13 protein-coding genes are annotated in these 20,377 nt (G+C 55.0%); 3 read left to right on the forward strand and 10 right to left on the reverse strand.

Annotated elements, in window-relative coordinates; genetic code table 11:
- Window positions 1–19 precede the first annotated feature (19 nt).
- The 5 genes from OGV80_RS20105 to OGV80_RS20125 form a co-directional block, all read right to left on the reverse strand.
- Entirely contained in the window at window positions 20–1,417 is a 1,398-nt protein-coding gene (locus OGV80_RS20105) for a DUF3999 domain-containing protein (RefSeq protein WP_286515593.1), read from the reverse strand.
- Window positions 1,414–4,071, reverse strand: coding sequence for a DUF2339 domain-containing protein (locus tag OGV80_RS20110; protein WP_286515594.1), 2,658 nt, complete (start codon window positions 4,069–4,071; stop codon window positions 1,414–1,416). Before OGV80_RS20110 ends, OGV80_RS20105 begins: the two co-directional genes overlap by 4 nt.
- 136 nt (window positions 4,072–4,207) lie before the next feature.
- On the reverse strand, window positions 4,208–6,076 hold the full coding sequence (locus OGV80_RS20115; protein WP_286515595.1) for an amidohydrolase: 1,869 nt from the start codon (window positions 6,074–6,076) through the stop codon (window positions 4,208–4,210).
- Between the two features lie 21 nt (window positions 6,077–6,097).
- Window positions 6,098–6,643: an antibiotic biosynthesis monooxygenase gene (locus OGV80_RS20120; RefSeq protein WP_075145077.1), complete on the reverse strand. Its 546-nt coding sequence runs from the start codon at window positions 6,641–6,643 to the stop codon at window positions 6,098–6,100.
- Between the two features lie 174 nt (window positions 6,644–6,817).
- Window positions 6,818–7,459 carry a hydrolase gene (locus OGV80_RS20125; RefSeq protein ID WP_003021513.1) on the reverse strand — a complete coding sequence of 214 codons (642 nt, stop codon included), beginning with the start codon at window positions 7,457–7,459 and terminating at the stop codon, window positions 6,818–6,820.
- Between the two features lie 273 nt (window positions 7,460–7,732).
- Here OGV80_RS20125 and OGV80_RS20130 point away from each other — a divergent pair, with 273 nt between their 5' ends.
- Window positions 7,733–8,635: a LysR substrate-binding domain-containing protein gene (locus OGV80_RS20130; RefSeq protein ID WP_047413073.1), complete on the forward strand. Its 903-nt coding sequence runs from the start codon at window positions 7,733–7,735 to the stop codon at window positions 8,633–8,635.
- Here OGV80_RS20130 and malZ read toward each other — a convergent pair.
- The 5 genes from malZ to phoB form a co-directional block, all read right to left on the reverse strand.
- Window positions 8,629–10,446: a maltodextrin glucosidase gene (malZ, locus tag OGV80_RS20135; RefSeq protein ID WP_286515597.1), complete on the reverse strand. Its 1,818-nt coding sequence runs from the start codon at window positions 10,444–10,446 to the stop codon at window positions 8,629–8,631. The two genes, OGV80_RS20130 and malZ, sit on opposite strands and share 7 nt — an antisense overlap.
- 138 nt (window positions 10,447–10,584) lie before the next feature.
- Window positions 10,585–11,958, reverse strand: coding sequence for a proline-specific permease ProY (gene proY, locus OGV80_RS20140; protein WP_016152018.1), 1,374 nt, complete (start codon window positions 11,956–11,958; stop codon window positions 10,585–10,587).
- Between the two features lie 81 nt (window positions 11,959–12,039).
- Window positions 12,040–13,359, reverse strand: a complete 1,320-nt coding sequence (gene brnQ / locus OGV80_RS20145) for a branched-chain amino acid transporter carrier protein BrnQ (protein WP_043015372.1) — start codon at window positions 13,357–13,359, stop codon at window positions 12,040–12,042.
- A 405-nt stretch (window positions 13,360–13,764) separates the two neighbouring features.
- Window positions 13,765–15,060, reverse strand: a complete 1,296-nt coding sequence (gene phoR, locus OGV80_RS20150; RefSeq protein WP_286515599.1) for a phosphate regulon sensor histidine kinase PhoR — start codon at window positions 15,058–15,060, stop codon at window positions 13,765–13,767.
- A 50-nt stretch (window positions 15,061–15,110) separates the two neighbouring features.
- Complete coding sequence (phoB, locus tag OGV80_RS20155) at window positions 15,111–15,800, reverse strand: phosphate response regulator transcription factor PhoB (RefSeq protein ID WP_003021496.1); 690 nt, start codon at window positions 15,798–15,800, stop codon at window positions 15,111–15,113.
- A gap of 190 nt (window positions 15,801–15,990) precedes the next feature.
- On the opposite strand from phoB, the gene sbcD reads away from it, so the two are divergent.
- Both sbcD and sbcC read left to right on the forward strand, forming a co-directional pair.
- Window positions 15,991–17,193 (forward strand): exonuclease subunit SbcD, encoded by a 1,203-nt coding sequence (gene sbcD / locus OGV80_RS20160; protein WP_286515601.1) that lies wholly within the window; start codon window positions 15,991–15,993, stop codon window positions 17,191–17,193.
- Complete coding sequence (gene sbcC / locus OGV80_RS20165) at window positions 17,190–20,333, forward strand: exonuclease subunit SbcC (protein ID WP_193144597.1); 3,144 nt, start codon at window positions 17,190–17,192, stop codon at window positions 20,331–20,333. The genes sbcD and sbcC overlap by 4 nt, the downstream gene beginning before the upstream one ends.
- Window positions 20,334–20,377 lie beyond the last annotated feature (44 nt).

Consider the following 20,377-nt stretch of genomic DNA (forward strand, 5'->3'; position numbering starts at 1 on the left):
GCGGGCCTTTTTTATTGGTTTATGTCGGATTACCCTTTTTCACTTCTCGCCAGATTCTCCACGCCATCAGAGCCAGTACGGCGACGCCAAGTATCAACGCCCCCCATACCAACAGCGTTTTCCACTGGCTTTGTTGCTCAGCGACTGACGTTGCCGTCAGCCTCGCCTCGCCACCCAGGGTGACCCGTTCATCCTCAAAAGCCTGCGACATTTTGTCGGGGTCGTTGTGTTTGCGTAACGCCTCCGGGATCAGCATCGCCAGACTGATGCTCGCCGGTTCCGCCGCTTTGTTTCCCCATGCCAGGATAAACGGGCTTTGGCCTTGTGCGTTAAAAATCACTTTATAGCTGTCACGCTCCCCTCTGAGCACGGGTAAGGTGGCAGGCAAACGCGCCTGAAGCGTCGTCATCCGGACAGCCTCAACCAATTCACCGGAGAGCGGAATATCATCCGAATACTGATTTTCCAGATTGTAGAGAACCGTTCGGGTTAAAGGCTGCCAGGCCTCTTTTTCTGCCTTGCGCCATTCAAGCTCAACCGGCAACACGCCTTCGTTATCCAGTGAAACCTTTAATGAGGTCAACGGTTGCGGCCTGGACCATCGCCAAATCGCCTGGTTTTCGGCGATTCTCTCCGCTTCAGCATTCATCGAAACAGGCCGGATAAGCGAAGGCTCCTCACGGGTTATCCCACTCACCCCACTCAGATTCAGCGCAGGACTTTGCGAATCAAGAATCAGCAGCAGCCAGGGGACGCCATCAGCGGACATTCGCAAATCATCAACGCCTAAGGTGTCCATTTTCAACCGGTCGTCGCTATGCGTCAGATCCATCAGCGGCGCATTTCCTGTAATCAACCTCCAGTCACGCAAATCGCGGCTGTAATAAAGCGATGCCGTTCCCTGCCAGTTTTTCGCAGGCGCATCCCAGATCAAACGTAACTGGGACAGCGATGGCGTCTCTTTCACATCGTCTGGCAAAGCGATTAAATAACTCTGCCCGATGGATTGCTGGTTTTCACTTTCGAAGCGAATTTCTATGCCATTTTTAGAACGCAGCAGGACCGCGGGTCGTTCATTATCTTGCGTTGGCGTCACCTGCTGCGCCGTAGAATCAAACGGGAAAAGGCGCAGAGGAATGGTTTTCGGGGACGTTGCCTGCGCTTTTTCTGCCAGCAGAGTGAAAGGCACTACGTCACCCTGACGGTTGAACACCCTGATATCACGTAAGTCCGGCCAGACTGCCTCGTGGTATACCGCTAAAGGCAGAGGGAGGCTATACCATTGCTCTGACCCAGGCGTAAAGAGCTTCACTCCCGTCGCGTAGTCTGCTGGCGCATCCGTAGCCGTATTACTGCCCCACGCAGCGCCGGTTGCTCCTAACAGAGCACTCCAGAGAACCGCTTTCATCCATTTCATTTTTCTTCTCCAGCTTTGGGCGGTAAGGGTGAAAAATAGCCAATAATCAGCACCAGAATGGCCACGCCAATAAACGCGACCGCGCGCGCCAGGCCGCCGCCTCCCGCGCTGTCCACCAGCATCAGTTTAACGATGACTATCCCCAGCAAAACCGCGCCACACAGCCATTCCTGGCGCGAGCGACGCCGGGTCGCTCGCAGCATCACCACCAGCGCCGCTAACATCCAGAACAGAGCAAAACAGGTTTGAATCAGCCGCGAATCCCATAGCGCCTGGACATTCCACGCAACTTCGCCATACCAGGACAACGCGCGCAGCAGCAAACCATTAAGCCACCAAAAGCTGAGCGCCATCAGCGCCACAACCGGCCATGGGCGACATACGGAAAGCTGAACCGGGAAATAGCGTTGAGACTCGCGATAAAACACCACCAACCCCAGCAGGGCAAACGCTGCGCCCTCTTCCAACGGGTTGAGCAACGGCAGATACGTCTGACGATAAACCACGCCATCCTGTAAATTCGTCAGCACGAGCAAACCGACCAGTGCCAGCGCAACGGGAATCATCGCCTGAACAGAATAGAGGGCCGGCCAGATGCGAAACGGCCAGAGCTTGCGATGAACAGCTTGATAAACCATGAAAATCAGCAGCCCACCAGCCGCCATCATCAGGCCGCTTCCCCACGCAGCCCTGCCCCACGGCAGCGCCTGCGCGAACCAGAACAGCTCAACCGCCAGCGCCAATAAAATCATCCAGAAGAACGACAAATGCGCCAGCCGGGAAAGCGCTGGCGGTAATATCTGCGCGTCACGCCAGAGCAGCGCCAGCGCAACAACTAGCGCCGCACACCAGGCCAGATTCGGCCAACCCGCCGCAAAAATCTGCTGCAAAGAGATTTGATACATCAGCACCACGAGCATCATCGGCCACAGCAGCCATTTACTGGCATCCAGCTCCCGCCATGCCAGGCGACCAGCAATCGCTCGCCAGCCCCAAACCGATACCGCCATTAATGCCAACACGCCAGACAGCACCCACCGATCCTGTTTCAGGATGAGTTGCGATGCCGCAACAAGTGCAATAATCCAGAAAAGCAAACCACCCGCGAGAAGCCCCCAACTGCCCTGTATCCGAATGTTGCGCCATAGCCATGCACCAGCCAGCCAGCTAAGGCTAAGCACGGCAAAAATCAGCATCATCGAAAGTGCGGTTGTGCCGTTCGTCAGCGCCCATAGCGCGCTGCCCACGGCCAGCACGAGCAGCGCCGTACCGCTATAACTCATGCGTCGTTGCTGTTGTTGCACGCCCAACCAGAGGATACCCAGCCCCTCCAGCGACCAGGCCATCGCCGTCCAACGGGCTGAAAGCGCCAACGGAATGGCCAGGGTGGTAAATGCGCCGCCGAGCGCCAGGGCAGCTAATACCAGAGGTCTCCCCAGAGAAGACGAACGCCACAAGGCAAGCGTCGCCAACACCAGATAGAAACCACCGTAGCCTAGCGCGCTGAGCGCCGGACCATATGCCATATGTCGGGTAATGGCATACTGCATGCCAAAACCTATCAGTGGAGGAGCAAACAGCAGCACGCCGTCAATAATCTGTTTGCCTTTTTCCTGCGCCCGAAGCGATAGCGCCACGCTCAGCACGCCAAAAATAATGGTGTTGGCGATCAGGAAAAGTTGGCAGCTCAGGTAATACTCAGGCCGATAGTCATCCAGTCCCCACAAACCGCCAACGCCAAAGGTAAACAGCAGGCCGAGCAGATTCAGCTCCCGCCAGTGCTGCCAGATGCTGATGGCGAGAATGCCCACCGAGAGCAAAAGATAGAAAGAGAAGAGTGCGACATGACTGCCGCCGCCGGTGGAAAGCAGCAGCGGCGCGAGATAGCCGCCAAGGCTTGCCAGCATCGCCAGGCTGAGTGCCTTTTGCAAAATAGCCAGACCCACACTGGCCGCGCAAATCGCCACCAGCAGCGCAAATGCCAGCGTCATGGGCAGCATTTGCCACAGCCGGAACGCGCCAAAGACGGTGAGATAGAGTGCCCCCGTAGCCCCGCCCTGTAGGATCAGCGCATAGACCGGTTGCTTATGCCTTAACCGCCAGCCCAGTGCCAACAGGACAATAGCAAACAATGCGGCAGCCACCAGGCGCAGCTCAAGCGGAAACAAAGAATGTTCGACGGTGTAACGCAACAGGAAAGAAAGCCCCAGGAACAGGAGCAAAATACCGAGCTTTGCCAACGGGTTGCCCTGCATAAACCAGCGCACCAGCGATGACATCACCCCACCAAAAGCAGAAGGGCGCTCGACGTTGGGCGTGAATACCGCCGCTTTCTCCGGCTTCGGCTGCGAAGCCCACGGGTTAACAAGTTCCGGCGTCGGCTCAGTGACAGGTTCCGGCACCACGTTGCTAATCGCAGACGTTGGCGCATCAGAAAGAATACTCTCTGTTGCAGGCGTCGGCTCAATGGCTGTTGCCTGCGCCACAGACTCTGGCACCACGCCGCGCAGCTCAAGTTCCTCTACCCGACGGCGCAAGGCCACCAGTTCGGAACGTACCGCCGCACTGCGTCTGTATGCCACGATCGCGAGGCAAGGTACCACTACCAGCGCGAAGAATAAAACAATGCAGCCAAGGGTTAGCAGCTCATCCATGTTTCCACCTTCACTGTATAAAGACAGACCAGAATGACACAATTTGTTGCAGTTACGCCATATCTGTTAACACTATGACCCGCTTTTCAGAAAATACAATCAGCCCCTGCGTTTGGCCAGGGGCTGTGAGGAGGGATTAAAACGCGAAGCAGGAGCAACCAAGTGCGCCCCAGAAAGCCCGATCGTCCGACACCGGAATCCCCGACTTACGCGCAATATCATGCTGGTGACCGTGTACGCCGCAGCTGCCGCAGCACTGGTGCATCTGCACCATTGCGCCAATTTTCGCCGCAGCAGGTGGCGCTGAGCGATAGTGCCCCGGCACCTTCACTACCGGCGACCAGTCCGGCACAACCGGAATGGCTGGCGGTGCCAGCGGAGTGAAATACCCTGCCGCGTACACCACTTTGCCATCGACAATGGTCATCACCGACTCGATGCCTTTGATCTCTTCTTCCGGCACGCTGAAGTAATCTTTAGACAGCACCACCAGGTCGGCCAGTTGATCTTTCTCGATGCGCCCTTTCTTACCCTGTTCGCTGGAGAACCAGGCGCTACCGGCCGTCCACAGTTCCAGCGCCACATCGCGTGGCAGGCGATTGTTATCATCGTACATCGCCATACCACCAACGGTACGGCCCGAAACCAGCCAGTAGAGCGCGGTCCACGGGTTGTAGCTGGCCACGCGGGTGGCGTCAGTCCCCAATCCGACCGGAACGTCAGCCGCCAGCATTTTCGCCACCGGCGGTGTATGTTTGACCGCATCTTTACCATAGCGATCGACAAAATATTCGCCCTGGAACGCCATACGGTGCTGAACCGCTATCCCGCCCCCCAGCGCTTTTACACGCTCGATATTCCGTTCGGTAATCGTTTCGGCGTGATCGAAGAACCAGTGCAGACCATTGAACGGGATATCACGATTTACCTTCTCAAACACGTCCAGCATTCGGCTGATGGATTCATCGTAGGTAGCATGCAAGCGGAACGGCCAGCGGTGCTCAACCAGGTGTCGCACCACGCGCTCCAGCTCATCTTCCATACCTTCCGGCAGATCCGGGCGTGGCTGGAGGAAGTCTTCAAAATCCGCGGCCGAGAAAACCAGCATTTCCCCTGCCCCATTGGCACGATAGAAGTCGGTTCCCTGCCCTGGCTTGAGCATATCGGTCCAGCGTTCAAAGTCTTCCAGTTCCTGCTTCGGACGCTGGGTAAACAGGTTGTAGGCGATACGCACCGTCATCTGTTTATTGGCGTGTAGCTGCTCAATTATCTCATAATCTTCCGGGTAGTTCTGGAACCCGCCGCCCGCATCGATGGCGCTGGTCAGTCCCAGACGGTTCAGCTCGCGCATAAACTGACGGGTCGAGTTAACCTGCATTTCCAGCGGCAGTTTTGGTCCTTTTGCCAGCGTCGAATAAAGGATCATGGCATTGGGTTTGGCGATCAACATTCCGGTCGGGTTGCCGTTGCTATCACGCACAATCTCACCGCCCGCCGGATCCGGCGTCGCTTTGGTGTAACCGACGGCTTTCAGCGCGGCGCGGTTGAGCAAAGCCCGGTCGTAGAGATGCAGAACAAAAACCGGAGTATCGGGAGCAGCTTCATTCAGTTCTTCGAGGGTTGGCATGCGACGTTCGGCAAACTGGAATTCACTCCAACCTCCCACCACGCGTACCCATTGCGGCGACGGCGTTCTGTCCGCCTGCTCTTTAAGCATACGTAGCGCGTCCGCCAGCGACGGCACGCCTTCCCAACGCAATTCCAGATTGTAATTCAGACCGCCGCGAATGAGATGCAGGTGCGAATCGTTCAGACCCGGGACCACCGTATGTCCCTGCAGATCAACAACCTGCGTCCCTTCGGCGGCAAAGCTCATTACCCGCTCGTGGCTCCCGGTCGCCAGGATTTTACTATTGGCGATCGCCACCGCCTCAACCTGCGGGTTTTGTTTTTCGAGAGTATGAATTTTTCCGTGAGTCAGAATTAATGTGGCAGTTTGCGACATATCAATCTCCTGAGAAACCGGTCAGGCTTTTTTCAGCCATCCGGCAAACAGACGGGTTACGATGGGCATCCAGAACCAGACCACCAGCGCAACCACAAAGGCATCATTGATGAGATGCAGGAGTAACGAGCCCTTCATTGCAGGCAGCACCATGCCGGTCAACCACGGCACCAGATTGGTGCTGGGAAATATCACCAGCAGGGTTATCAGAAACTGTTTCCAGCGTTTGGGCTGGCGTACATGGGGCGCGGGCGGCGTAAACCAGAATGCCGCTTCGGTGCGAATTTCGGTTTTGTCACCTTCCGCCAGCAGTGGAGCAATCTCTTCGACCAGCACGCGGCGCGTATCGGACTGGGTCCAGTTATACAGATGCTCAAGCGTGTCGAAGCGGATAATGATGTTCCACAGGTTGTTGCCATCTGCCGGACGAATCACGTTCGCGCCGAGATGACCGGGAAATTCAGCCGCTACAGGCATGATTTTCCCCAACCACTGCTCATACCGCTGCGCCTGCTCAGGTAGCAAGGTGTGGGTAATCACCAACGTCACATGTTTGCTCTGCGCCATGAAGGGTTCCTTTTTGAGAGGAAACAGGCCGCTTAGGCCAGGAAAGCAATACACAAAAATCATTCATGGTGCATCGAGGCGGCAAGGTTGTGGATCCCCGGGAGCTTACATAAGTAAGTGACCGGGGTACGCAAACGAAGCCAACAAAGATGCAACATGAAGGATGACGTGTATTTAAGCTTTACGTTCCGGCGCGCCATGCACCATGGTATAGGCATAATCCACGCCCATACCGTAAGCGCCGCTGTGCTCGCGCACCAGATCCATAACGGCGTCGTAAGTTTCTTTGCGTGACCAGTCGCGCTGGTACTCGAGAAGAACCTGTTGCCAGGTCACGGGAACGGCGCCCGCCTGCACCATACGATCGATAGAACGTTCATGGGCATCTACGGACGTACCGCCGGAAGTGTCGGTCACCACATACACTTCGTAGCCCGCTTCCAGCGCCATCAGCGCAGGGAAAGTCAGACATACCTCGGTCCACAGCGCGGAGATAATCAGTTTTTTACGTCCGGTCGCTTCCACGGCTTTCACAAACGCCGCATCTTCCCAGGAGTTCATTGAGGTGCGTTCAATGGGTTTTACATCAGGATGAACCGCTAACAATTCTGGCCAGATATATCCGCTAAAACTTTTTGTTTCCACAGAAGTATAAATCACCGGAACATTGAATATTTTCCCGGCTTTCGCTAATGCCACGGTATTATTTTTTAAAGTCTGGCGATCAATATTCGCTACACCAAATGACATTTGCGGCTGATGATCAATAAAAATAAGCGTAGAGTTTTGAGGGTCAATCAGTTCCCGAATAGACATATCACACCTTCTTAATCAATAAGTTAAAAGGCAACGGTCTGTATCTGCCGTCAGCAGCAGGATCCTGAATCAGAAAGCTTGTTGAGTATAGCGGGAAATTTCTAACGAGTTATTAAAGAAAACTTACCATCCTGTGAAACTATTAATTTTGTATTGCGATATATCCTAAACAACATCAAAAAAATGCGCATAACTCATCTAATTTATTCACTGGCATTGTTTTTCTTCATTCGGTACAACAGAGGGGTTTAATTTTCAGGATATTTTCTGCTTATGCGCATCAATCTGGATGTTTTGCTCATTCTCGACGCACTCGACAAACAGGGTTCATTTGCCGCGGCGGCCGAATCGCTGTTTAAAACCCCTGCGGCACTCAGCTATATGATTCAAAAGCTGGAAAGCGACCTGAATATCGAGTTGCTTGACCGTTCCGGACACCGGGCTAAGTTTACCGACACCGGACAGATGATGCTGGAAAAGGGACGTTTGCTGCTGAGCGCGGCAAAAGATCTCGAAAAGCAGGCAGTGCAGCTGAGTTCAGGCTGGGAAAAAGAGCTGGCAATTGCGCTGGACGATTCCTTTCCCCTCGCCTCGCTGTTGCCGATTATCGATGAATTTCACGCGCTGAATAAGCAAACGCGCCTGAGCTTTACCCACCATACGCTGGCGGGTTCCTGGGAGGAACTGACCCATAATGGAGCAGATATTATTCTGGGGGCGATTAATGAACCGCCAACGTCTGCGGCCTGGTCCTACAAAATGCTCGGTACGCTGGACAATGTGTTTGTCGTTGCGCCTGAGCATCCGCTGGCCGCAGCAACGGACGGCCTGACCAACGAGCAGTTGTGCCTGCATCGGGCGATTGTTATCAGCGACAGTGCGCGCTTTTGTCATCCGTTACAAACCAATCTGATGGAAGAACAAGCGCAGATCCGCGTCGATGACTTCCACAGTAAAGTGATGCTACTTCGGGCCGGCATGGGCTGCGGATTTCTCCCACGTCATATTGCCAGCCCGTGGCTTGCCACGGGCGAGCTGGTGGAAAAAACGGTTATCTCATTTCGCCAAAAAGACGTGGCCTATATGGCCTGGCGCAATAACCGTGATGGGCTGGCACAGCGCTGGTGGCGAGACGCGCTGCTGGCAAGCCGGGAGGTTGCGCGCTTATATCAATGACCTGACCACACCGAGGCGGTAATCGCCGGCAGCGTCAGGATATCATCAGCAAGCACGCCTTTACCCTCTTTGTGCTGCCATTGGCTGACGCTCAGTAATGGCGAGGCTGGCAGGACCACTTCACAGGCGTGGCCACGGTTAATCGCCACCAACACGCGCTGACGGTTTAGCACACGGACAAACACCACCACGTTATCCTCGGCGTAAATCACCTGACAACCGCCATGGCGTAACGCCTGGCTTTGATGGCGTAATTTAGCCAGCCGCCGGTACAACGCCAGCAGGTTAGCGTCCTGTTTTTCAGGCTGCCACGGGAACGGTTTGCGACAAAATGGATCGTTGTTCCCATCCAGCCCCACTTCGTCACCGTAGTAAATACAGGGCACGCCAGGCCAGGTAAACAGCCACACCACCGCCAGCGGTAACCGTGCAACGTCTTTACCAAGCAGAGATTTAAAACGGGCGGTATCGTGGCTGTCGAGCTGATTAAACATCCGCAGTTGCTGCTGATGCGACAAACCCGCACGGTAGTTGTCCATCCACGCCATACAGGTCTGGGCATCAATAGATTGCGGATCGTATGAGATATCAGTATTGGCGAGGAATCCCCAGAGGGGGAAAGTAAAGCCGCGATAGTTCATGGCGGCATCTTCGGCATCAGCCTGCAACCACTGGCGCGCATCGCCAAAATGTTCGCCCACCACATACGCCCCTGGCTGGGTTTCTTTTGCCGCCTGCGTAATACCGGCCACGTGCTGCAGGTTGTTGCGCGCGCCACCGGTCTCTCCCAGCATGTGCACCACATCCAGACGCCAGCCGTCCATACTCCACGGCGCTTTCAGCCAGTGGCGGACGATACTGTCTTCGCCGCGATAAATTTCATTCACCAGGCTTGCGGAGGAAAAGTCCAGCTTAGGCAGGCTGGCATACCCCAGCCAGTCGAGCGCGACACCATCATCTGAAAAATGATACCAGTCGCGCCAGGGAGATTGCGGATTATGGCACGCCCCGTCGGTTCCCCGATTATGCCGGTCAAACCAGGCGTGCGAATCGCCGCTATGGTTAAAAACACCGTCGAGAATCAGCCGTATGCCCTGCCGTTGGGTGTTGTGACGCAGGCGCAGCAGTGCTCTGTCGCCGCCAAACTGTGGATCAACATGGCGGTAATCTTCGGTATCGTATTTATGCACGCTCGGCGCGGTAAACACCGGATTCAGATACAGCGCCGTGACCCCTAACGTTTTCAGGTACGGCAGCTTTTCACTGATGCCATCCAAATCACCGCCATAAAACGTGGAGCCGCCGGCCTGAGCCATAAGCGGCTCGTCCCACTCGCGCCGCACAATATCGTGCCCGGCCGCGTGGTGGTAATAGACATTATCCTGAGCCGCTTCACGCGACTGGCTGCGGGCAAAACGGTCCGGGAAAATTTGATAGAAAATCTGATCGGCGACCCACTGCGGACCGTTATCCGGCACATCAATCGCAAACTGCTCCAGACGCGCAGGCGGAAAACGGCTGAAACCCTGCGGGGTAAACCACAGCTGACGATCGAGCCAAAGTAATTTAAAACTATAGCGTCGACGAGGCTGCCCGCTGGAGAGATCGATTGCCGCTCGCCACGCGGTCACGCCCGGCTGCGGCTGGCTGCGCTGCTTGTGCATAGCCAGCGAAATCTCTTCGTTATCGTTTTCTGCGCGTAGCGTCACCCGCTGGGGTGGATTCTCCCCCGCCAGCCATAATGTAATCGTCAGTTGATCTTTGTTTTGCTTAACAAATGGGGCAACCGGAAGGTGCCAGGCGTTCAACATCACGTATCCCCTTTGATGATAATGACGTCACCTTGCCATAGCGAAGTGCAGGATCACTCCTCATCTTAACGTTTATTGGGGGAGGAGCTCGGGGGAGGAGAAAATTGCCGGGTAACATCAGGCTACCCGGCAAAAATATTACTGCGCTTCAGCCAGTTGACGCTCGCGACGGCGCTTGAAAACCCAGCCGGCCAGCAGCAGGATAATCCACGCAAAGCCGACGTACAGCGAAATACGGGTATCCGGATGATAGCCGATAAGCGCGATGATAAAGACCAGGAAAATCAGGCCAATAACGGTCGTCACAACCCCACCCGGCACTTTAAATTTCAATGCCTTGACCTCTTCCGGCGGCAGACGACGACGGAAGGCAATCTGCGACAGCAGGATCATAATCCACACCCATACCGTGGCGAAGGTCGCCAGAGAGGCGATCACCAGGAAGACGTTTTCCGGCATGATGTAGTTAAGATACACCGCAAACAGCAGCGCGATGGTCATCACCATCACCGTGACCCACGGCACGCCACGACGCGAGGTCTTAGCGAACATTTTCGGGGCGCTGCCCTGCTCTGCCATACCGTGCAACATACGACCCACGCCGAAGACGTCAGAGTTGATGGCCGACAGCGACGCGGTCAGTACGACAAAGTTGAGGATCCCGGCGGCAAAGGTAATGCCCATATGCTGGAACGTCAGAACGAACGGGCTACCGTCGGTGCCAACCTGGTTCCATGGGTAAATGGACATGATGACGAACAGCGTCCCCACGTAAAACACGAGGATGCGCATCGGTACGGAATTGATGGCGCGCGGAATAGATTTTTCCGGGTCTTTGGCTTCACCTGCGGTAATCCCGATAATCTCAATCCCGCCGTAGGCGAACATCACCATTTGTAACGACATCACCATGCCGAGCCAGCCGTTGCTGAAGAAACCGCCGTTGCTCCACAGGTTATGGATACCGGTCGGTTGCCCGCCGTTGCCAATCCCCCAAATGATGATGCCGAAACCGGCGACAATCATGATGATAATGGTGGCGACCTTAAAGAACGAAAACCAGAACTCCAGCTCGCCAAACACCTTCACGCTCATCAGGTTGATGGCGCAGATAATCAGCACCACGCTGAGGACCCAAATCCAGTGCGGAACGGCAGGGAACCAGACCCCCATGTAAATACCAAAGGCAGTCACGTCGGCAATAGCGACAATCAGGATTTCAAAACAGTAGGTCCAGCCGGTGATGTAGCCTGCCAGCGGTCCAAGGTTTTCCTGCGCGTAGCGCGAGAAGGAGCTGGCAGCCGGGTTATGAACGGACATTTCGCCCAGCGCACGCATAATAATATACGCCGCTACACCGCCGATAATATAGGCCAGCAATACGCTTGGCCCCGCCATTTTTATGGCATCGGCCGAGCCGTAGAACAGCCCAGTGCCAATTGCTGAACCTAATGCCATAAAGCGGATGTGCCGGGTGCTCAGCCCACGCTTTAGCTTGTTATTACTTTCCATCGATTCCTAACCTGTTAACACAATAAAAAAACCACGGGGCCATATTAATAGCCCCGTGGTTAAAACTTATTGTCAGTGATATTAGTGTGCGCTGGAGGTCACTTGTCGACCCGCTGCGCGATCCCAGATAACTGCCAGGATCACCATCACGACTGTTGGCATCAACCACGCCAGCCCCTGCTCCGCCAGCGGTAAACGCTGGGTCCAGGCCGGTAACACGTCGCCAATTGCAGAAGCTTTAATGCCATCAAGGATACCAAAAATCAGGCTGATAAACATCGCAGGTGCAATGACGCGGGAAGAATTATGCCACCATGAGCGGGTAAAGCTTAATACAACCAGTGCGATACATGGCGGATAGATAGCCGTCAGCACCGGAATAGAGATCTGAATCAGATGGCTCAGACCCAGGTTAGAGACCACCATCGAGAAGCCGCCGAGGATAAATACCAGCGTACGATAAGACAGTGGAACATACTGGGCAAAGAACTCTGCGCATGCGCAGGTCAGGCCAACCGCGGTGACCAGACAGGCGATGAAAATCAGCGCCGCCAGCAGGAAGCTTCCCGCGCCACCAAAGGTGTGCTGAACATACGCATGCAAAATTGCCGCGCCGTTAGCAGACTGATCGACCAGAATCGCGCTATCTGAACCCAGACGGAACAGCGCGAGATACAGCAGCGTTAAGCCCACACCTGCCATTAAACCCGCCCAAACGGTGTAACGGGTCAGCAGACGCGCTTCAGTAACGCCACGCGAGCGAGCAGCGTTAACGATAACAATACCAAATACCATCGCGCCCAGCGTATCCATGGTCAGATACCCGTTCACGAAGCCATTAGAAAACGCCGCAGTTTGATAGGCCTCCATCGCATTACTGATCGGGCCCGCTGGCCAGACAATTGCAGCGACAGACAGTACCACCAGCGCCAGAATTTTCAGCGGCGCCAGGAAATTACCAACCGTATCCAGCAGTTTCCCCGGATACAGTGAAACCAGAATGACAATCGCGAAATAGATAACGCTATAGATAAACAGCGGCAACGCAGAGTCACCGGTCAGCGGTGCAATCCCGACTTCGAAAGAGACCGTCGCGGTACGTGGAGTAGCAAATAACGGCCCAACTGCCAGATAGCAAACGGTCGCCAGCAGCAGACCGGCGACTTTACCGATAGGCGTGCTCAGTCGGTCCACACCACCACCGACTTTCGCCAGCGCGACAACGGTAAGCACCGGCAAACCAACGGCGGTAATCAAAAAGCCAAAAGCCGCAGTCCAGACGTGTTCACCTGCCTGCAAACCAACCATTGGGGGGAAGATGATGTTACCTGCACCAACGAACAGTGCAAATGTCATAAATCCCAAAGCGATAATATCGCGCGATTTTAACTGATGGGTCATAAAGTCTTACTGCCTGTGGATGTGGTGTTGAAAATAATAAATTTTTGCCTTTCCCTGGGGGACAATACAGCGGCATTTTTGCTCAATTCCAGCGGGAAACACTCCCGAGCTGGCGCGGCGAAGAATAGTTTTTCGATTTACCGCGCAAATGCAGTCGGTATGACAGCACCTGGAGCGCAATTTAAACGCTTATAACGTTTTAAAGCAAGGTGGGATCCAAAAACCAGAACAATATAGCGATATGAAAAATTGGGTTAGCACAAAACACCATTTCATGGAAAAAGGTATGGGTAATAGTTCGAACAAAAAACAATCAAACGTCGTAAAATTCAGGAGTCATATATTGACCGCATGGAAAAAGCCAGCTTGTGCTGGCTTTTGGAAAGTTAATCTTACGAATGTGCTTTAACCGTTACTTTTGGCAATCAAACGTTCCGGGATCACGAAACTAAATCGCGTCCCCTGACCTGGTTCGCTTTCGATATTCAAGCGGCTGTCGTGATGATGCAGCGCATGCTTCACAATGGCCAGACCCAGCCCGCTACCGCCTGTTTGCCGCGATCGCGCTTTATCCACTCGGTAAAAACGTTCGGTCAAACGTGGAATATGCTCGGCGGCAATGCCCGGACCGTTATCTTCCACACAAAACTCCGCCCCCGACGCCACATGCTGCCAGCGTACGGTAATGTGCGTTCCCGCAGGCGTGTGGTTTACTGCGTTGTAGACGAGATTCGAGATAGCGCTACGCAACTGTTCCTCGTTACCCCGCACGTTCAGGCTGTTATCAACATCAAAGGTAAACGTATGTTTTTGCTGGCTCAGCGTCTGCGCTTCATGCTCAACTACGCGCAGCATCATGGGTACATCGACCTTCTCATTCAGTTGCAACGTCGGTGCAGCCTCAATTTTTGACAGCGTCAGCAGCTGTTTCACCAGTCCTTCCATGCGGTACGTTTGTTCACGCATGTTATGCAGCGCTTTTTCACGCGTCGTCCCTTCCAGCGGATGCTCCTGCATCATTTCCAGGTAACCCTGTAACACCGTCAGCGGCGTACGCAGCTCATGGCTGGCGTTGGCAAAAAAGTTACGTCGTGAACCTTCAAGTTGGTGCATCTGGGTAACGTCGCGCGCCACCATCAGCAGTTGCTTATCGGTGTAGGGCATCACGCGAATTTCCAGATGCCGTCCGGTATTGAGCACCAGATTGATAGGCCGGCTAAAGTCGCGCGTTTTCAGATATTGTGTGAATTCCGGATAGCGAAGCAGGTTAAGAATATTTTGCCCGCTATCGTCCGGCCAGCGCAGTCCCAGAACCTGCTGAGCCAGTCCGTTACACCAGAAGATACCGCCTTCTTCGGTGGTCAACACCACCGCGTCGGGTAGCGATTCCGCCCCGCTGCGAAAACGTTTAATCAGGTTACCCAGTTCTCGACGGCGCTTTTTGTTGCGAAGCTGCATTTGATGCAGCCCATATAACAGCGGCTCCCAACTGCCTCGCCCCGGCGGCGGCGTCATGCTTCTGTCGACCCATAGCCACCAGGACAAACGTAATAGATTCCAGAAATGCCAGATAAGCAGGCCCGTTACCGACGCCAGTAAAAACCAGGGCAGGTAACCGAAAAAAGCGCTAAGGATAAATGCCGGTATGCAGCACAGGATCAGCTCCAGTACCAACCTTTTCCATGACAATCGTTCTAGCAAACGTCTTACTCCATTTACGGCCTAATCCATCAGGCCATGATTCTTGTCAGTCAGAAGCGGGTCGAAAAACGATATCCCGTCCCGCGAACCGTCTGCACCATACGATCGTGTCCGCTGTGCTCCAGCGCTTTACGTAAGCGGCGGATATGCACATCCACTGTCCGGTCTTCCACGTAGACATTGGTTCCCCAGACATGATTGAGGAGTTGTTCACGGCTGTAGACACGCTCAGGGTGAGTCATAAAGAAGTGCAACAGTTTGAATTCGGTCGGCCCCATATCCAGCGGATCCTCGCCGGTCATCACGCGATGCGAGGTCGGATCAAGGCTTAGCCCCTGCATCTCAATAACCTCTTCCACCGCCATCGGGGAAATACGACGCAGAACCGCTTTAATACGCGCCACCAGCTCCTTGGGAGAAAACGGCTTGGTAATATAGTCATCCGCGCCGGTTTCCAGACCCCGAACGCGGTCTTCCTCTTCACCTCTCGCCGTCAGCATCATCACAGGGATGTCCCGCGTCATCGCTTCGCGCTTGAGATGTTTAATAAACTGCAGACCCGAGCCGCCGGGAAGCATCCAGTCAAGTAAGACGAGATCCGGCCAGGGTTCATTGAGTTGGTTCACAGCACTGTCATAGTCTTCGGCTTCAACGGGTTGAAATCCGTTTTGCTCGAGCACGAAGCAGACCATTTCACGAATTGGAGCTTCATCTTCTACGACCAGAATACGTCTCGCCATGATTTGCCCTGTTTATAATTAAATCGTTTGCCATCAATACAGTGCCATTATGCGTCAGTTTTATGACAGATTTATGAAAAGATAGCCCAGGTTTAACGCAGCCCGGCGAATTATGACAGCCCGGAGACAAGATATTAACGTCCTTACAGGGTTATAATCCCCGCCATTGTTTTATCGTCATGGAACTCTTATGCGCATCCTTCACACGTCTGACTGGCATCTGGGCCAAAATTTCTACAGCAAGAGCCGCGCCGCTGAACATCAGGCCTTTCTCGACTGGCTGCTGGAAACGGCGCAATCCCAGCAGGTGGATGCCATAATTGTGGCAGGCGATATTTTCGATACTGGCTCACCGCCAAGCTATGCCCGAGAGCTGTATAACCGCTTTGTCGTCAATTTGCAGCAAACCGGCTGTCATCTGGTGGTGCTGGCAGGTAACCACGACTCCGTCGCCACGCTCAATGAATCTCGCGACATTCTGGCATTTCTCAACACCACGGTCGTTGCCAGCGCCGGCCATGCGCCGCAAATTCTGCTACAACGCGACGGCACCCCGGGGGCAATCCTGTGTCCGGTTCCTTTTTTACGTCCGCGCGACATCATCACCAGCCAGGCCGGACTGACAGGACAAGAAAAACAGCAGCATTTGCTGGGCGCGATTACTGATTATTACCAGCAGCAGTATCAGGACGCCTGTACGCTGCGCGGCGATTGGAATATCCCCATCATTGCGACCGGGCATTTGACCACCGTCGGCGCCAGTAAAAGTGACGCCGTACGTGACATTTATATCGGTACGCTGGACGCCTTCCCGGCACAAAACTTCCCACCAGCGGACTACATCGCGCTGGGACATATTCACCGGGCGCAGGTTATCGGCGGCACAGAACATATCCGCTACTGCGGTTCGCCGATTGCGCTCAGTTTTGACGAGTGCGGCAAAAACAAATGTGTACATCTGGTGAGCTTTGAAGCGGGGAAACTCAGCGCCGTTGAAAATCTCACCGTCCCGGTCACGCAGCAGCTTGCAGTACTGAAAGGCGATTTAGCCGCCATTACCGCCCAGCTTGACCAGTGGCGCGACGTGCAGCAAGAGCCGCCGGTGTGGCTGGATATTGAAATCACCACCGACGACTATCTGCATGATATGCAGCGCAAAATCCAGGCCTTAACCGAAGATTTACCGGTAGAGGTGTTACTGGTGCGCCGCAGCCGGGAACAGCGCGAACGTATCATGGCCAATGAACGGCGTGAAACGTTAAGTGAACTGAGCGTGGCGGAAGTTTTTGACCGCCGTCTGGCGCTGGAAGAACTCGAAGAACCACAGCGTGAGCGACTTAACCAGCTGTTTAGCGCAACCTTGCACACGCTTGCCGGGGAGGCTGAAGCATGAAAATTCTCAGCCTGCGCCTGAAAAACCTCAACTCCCTGAAGGGAGAATGGAAAGTCGATTTTACTGCTGAGCCTTTTGCCAGCAACGGGCTGTTTGCCATCACCGGACCAACGGGGGCGGGGAAAACCACCCTGCTGGACGCGATTTGCCTTGCGCTGTACCACGAAACGCCACGCCTGAATACCGTGTCACAGTCGCAAAACGACCTGATGACCCGCGACACCGCAGAGTGTCTGGCCGAGGTCGAATTTGAGGTGCGGGGCGAAGCCTACCGCGCTTTCTGGAGTCAGAACCGGGCACGCAACCAGCCTGAGGGCAACCTGCAGGTCCCGCGCGTAGAGCTGGCCCGCTGCGCCGACGGTAAAATCCTCGCCGATAAAGTCAAAGACAAGCTGGAGATGACCGCCGAGCTTACCGGGCTGGATTACGGTCGTTTTACCCGTTCGATGCTGCTGTCTCAGGGGCAGTTCGCCGCATTTCTTAATGCCAAACCGAAAGAGCGCGCCGAGCTGCTGGAAGAGCTAACCGGCACTGAGATCTACGGCCAAATTTCCGCGATGGTGTTTGAAAAACACAAATCAGCGCGTACGGCGCTGGAAAAACTGCAGGCCCAGGCCAGCGGCGTTGCGCTATTAGCACCAGAGCAGGTGCAATCCCTGACAGAGAGTTTGCAGGTACTTACTGACGAAGAAAAACAATACATTACCAGCCAGCACGTCCAGCAACAGCACCTCAACTGGCTTATTCGGCAAAATGAGCTACAAACGGACATAAATCGCCACCAGCAGGCATTACAGGCTGCTCTTCAGGCGCAAGAAGACGCGCAGCCACAACTGGCGGCGCTGAGTCTGGCGCAACCGGCCAGAGCGTTACGCCCACACTGGGAGCGAATCCAGGAACAAACGGCTACTATCGCGCGCACGCGGCAGAAGATTCAGGAAGTGAATGCTCGCTTACAAAGCAGCTTAGCGCTGCGCGGGCGCATCCGTCAGCAGGCGCACACGCAATCGACCGCGATGCTCGCCGGACAACAGACGCTAACCGACTGGCTGAACGAACATGACCGCTTCCGCTTGTGGAGTAGCGAACTGGCAGGCTGGAAAGCGCTGCTGGCCCAACAGTCCGATGCCAGTGCCCAGCTACGCCAGTGGCAGCAGTTGCGAGAAAACGACATGCGTAAGCTCGATGCGCTGGCGCTTCCCACGCTGACCCTTTCGCCGCAGGAGGTAACACAAGCGCTGGCGCAACATGTGCAGCGTCGTCCGTTACGCCAGCGACTGAGCAACCTGCACGGACAAATCGCCCCGAAGCAAAAGCAGCTGGCGCAACTACGCGCCACGCTTGTACAGCGTCAGCATGAGCTGACTCAACGCAACGCGGTGCTTGCCGAAAAACGTCAACGTTATAAAGATAAAAATCAGCAGCTTGCCGATGTGAGAATCATTTGTGAGCAGGAAGCCCGTATCAAAGATCTGGAAAGCCAGCGGGCATTACTGCAATCCGGTATGCCTTGCCCGCTTTGCGGCTCCACCGCACATCCGGCAATTGAGCGCTATCAAACGCTCGAACTGAGCGTGAATCAGACGCGACGTGAGGCGCTGGAAAAAGAGGTTAAAACGCTGGCCGATGAGGGTTCAACGCTACGCGGACAGCTCGAGGCAATAAGCCAGCAGCTTCAGCGGGATGAACGCGAAGTACAGACGCTTTCTCAGGAGGAGCAAGCACTTACTCAAGAGTGGCAGACGGTCACCGCCAGCCTCAACGTGACGCTGCAACCGCAGGATGACATCGCCCCATGGCTTGCTACCCAGGAAGAGCATGAGCAGCAGCTTCACCAATTGAGCCTGCGCCATACCCTGCAGGCGCAAATCGCCGCGCATACAGAGCAAATAACTCAGCTCCAGCAGCATATTGACCAGCGTCAGGCGGCGCTAACCGCCGAGCTGGCCCGTCATGGCCTGTCCCTTCCGGCTGAGGATAACGTCGCCTCATGGCTAAGCGAACGGGCGAACGAAGCCCAAATGTGGCAACAACGCCAGAGCGAACTGAGCGCTTTACAGACCCAACTAGCCCAGCTTGCGCCGCTGCTGGAAACGCTGCCAGAAACCGAGGCACTTCCTGAAAACAATGAGGGTCTGTCGCTGGAAAACTGGCGGCAGGTGCACGACGATTGCCTCTCCTTACAGGGGCAGTGGCAAACGTTGCAACAGCAGGAGGCGCAGGACGTTCAGCGCGCCGCAGAAATTCAGGCACAGTTTGATGCCGCATTGCAGGCCAGTATTTTTCCCGATCGCGATGCCTTTATTGCCGCCCTGCTGGATGAAGAGACCTTCACCCGTCTTGAGCAGTTAAAGCAGTCACTCGAAGGTCAGCAGCAACAGGCGCAAACCCTGCTTAATCAGGCTCAGCAGGCGCTGGCGACTCATCAACAACAGTTGCCAACAGGGGTGGATCTCACACTCACGGCACAACAACTGCACGACGCGCTGGCAAAACTCACCCAGAAGCTACGGGATAACACCACTCGTCAGGGCGAAATTCGCCAGCAGTTGAAACAGGATGCTGACAGCCGCCAGCAGCAGCAGGCGCTGATGCAGGAGATGGAAAAGGTCGCGCAGCAGGTCGAAGACTGGGGGTATCTGAATGCGCTGATCGGCTCGAAAGAGGGAGATAAGTTCCGCAAGTTTGCCCAGGGGCTAACGCTGGATAATCTGGTCTGGCTTGCCAACAACCAGTTGACCCGTCTGCACGGCCGCTATCTGTTGCAGCGCAAGGCCAGCGAAGCGCTGGAGCTGGAAGTGGTTGATACCTGGCAGGCCGATGCCGTGCGTGACACGCGCACGCTCTCCGGCGGCGAGAGCTTCCTCGTGAGTCTGGCGCTGGCGCTGGCGTTGTCCGATCTGGTCAGCCACAAAACGCGGATTGACTCCCTGTTCCTCGACGAAGGTTTCGGCACGCTGGACAGCGAAACGCTGGATACCGCCCTGGATGCGCTGGATGCGCTTAATGCCACCGGCAAAACGATTGGCGTCATCAGCCACGTTGAAGCGATGAAAGAGCGCATTCCGGTACAGATCAAGGTTAAAAAAATCAACGGACTGGGCTACAGCAAACTCGACAAGATGTTTGCGGTGGAGTAATCGACCAGCGGATGTTGTTTCACAGGACGGATAAGCGCTGGCGC

Origin of the sequence: Citrobacter sp. Ce119 (genome assembly GCF_030334525.1) — a bacterium.
Classification (GTDB): Bacteria; Pseudomonadota; Gammaproteobacteria; order Enterobacterales; family Enterobacteriaceae; genus Citrobacter; species Citrobacter europaeus.

Excerpts from the sequence above, each read along its gene's own strand:
- OGV80_RS20130 (WP_047413073.1), top strand. The coding sequence starts at position 7,733 with ATGCGCATCAATCTGGATGTTTTGCTCATTCTCGACGCACTCGACAAA.
- malZ (WP_286515597.1), bottom strand. The coding sequence starts at position 10,446 with ATGTTGAACGCCTGGCACCTTCCGGTTGCCCCATTTGTTAAGCAAAAC.
- OGV80_RS20125 (WP_003021513.1), bottom strand. The coding sequence starts at position 7,459 with ATGTCTATTCGGGAACTGATTGACCCTCAAAACTCTACGCTTATTTTT.
- proY (WP_016152018.1), bottom strand. The coding sequence starts at position 11,958 with ATGGAAAGTAATAACAAGCTAAAGCGTGGGCTGAGCACCCGGCACATC.
- OGV80_RS20105 (WP_286515593.1), bottom strand. The coding sequence starts at position 1,417 with ATGAAATGGATGAAAGCGGTTCTCTGGAGTGCTCTGTTAGGAGCAACC.
- phoB (WP_003021496.1), bottom strand. The coding sequence starts at position 15,800 with ATGGCGAGACGTATTCTGGTCGTAGAAGATGAAGCTCCAATTCGTGAA.
- sbcD (WP_286515601.1), top strand. The coding sequence starts at position 15,991 with ATGCGCATCCTTCACACGTCTGACTGGCATCTGGGCCAAAATTTCTAC.
- OGV80_RS20110 (WP_286515594.1), bottom strand. The coding sequence starts at position 4,071 with ATGGATGAGCTGCTAACCCTTGGCTGCATTGTTTTATTCTTCGCGCTG.
- sbcC (WP_193144597.1), top strand. The coding sequence starts at position 17,190 with ATGAAAATTCTCAGCCTGCGCCTGAAAAACCTCAACTCCCTGAAGGGA.
- brnQ (WP_043015372.1), bottom strand. The coding sequence starts at position 13,359 with ATGACCCATCAGTTAAAATCGCGCGATATTATCGCTTTGGGATTTATG.
- OGV80_RS20115 (WP_286515595.1), bottom strand. The coding sequence starts at position 6,076 with ATGTCGCAAACTGCCACATTAATTCTGACTCACGGAAAAATTCATACT.
- OGV80_RS20120 (WP_075145077.1), bottom strand. The coding sequence starts at position 6,643 with ATGGCGCAGAGCAAACATGTGACGTTGGTGATTACCCACACCTTGCTA.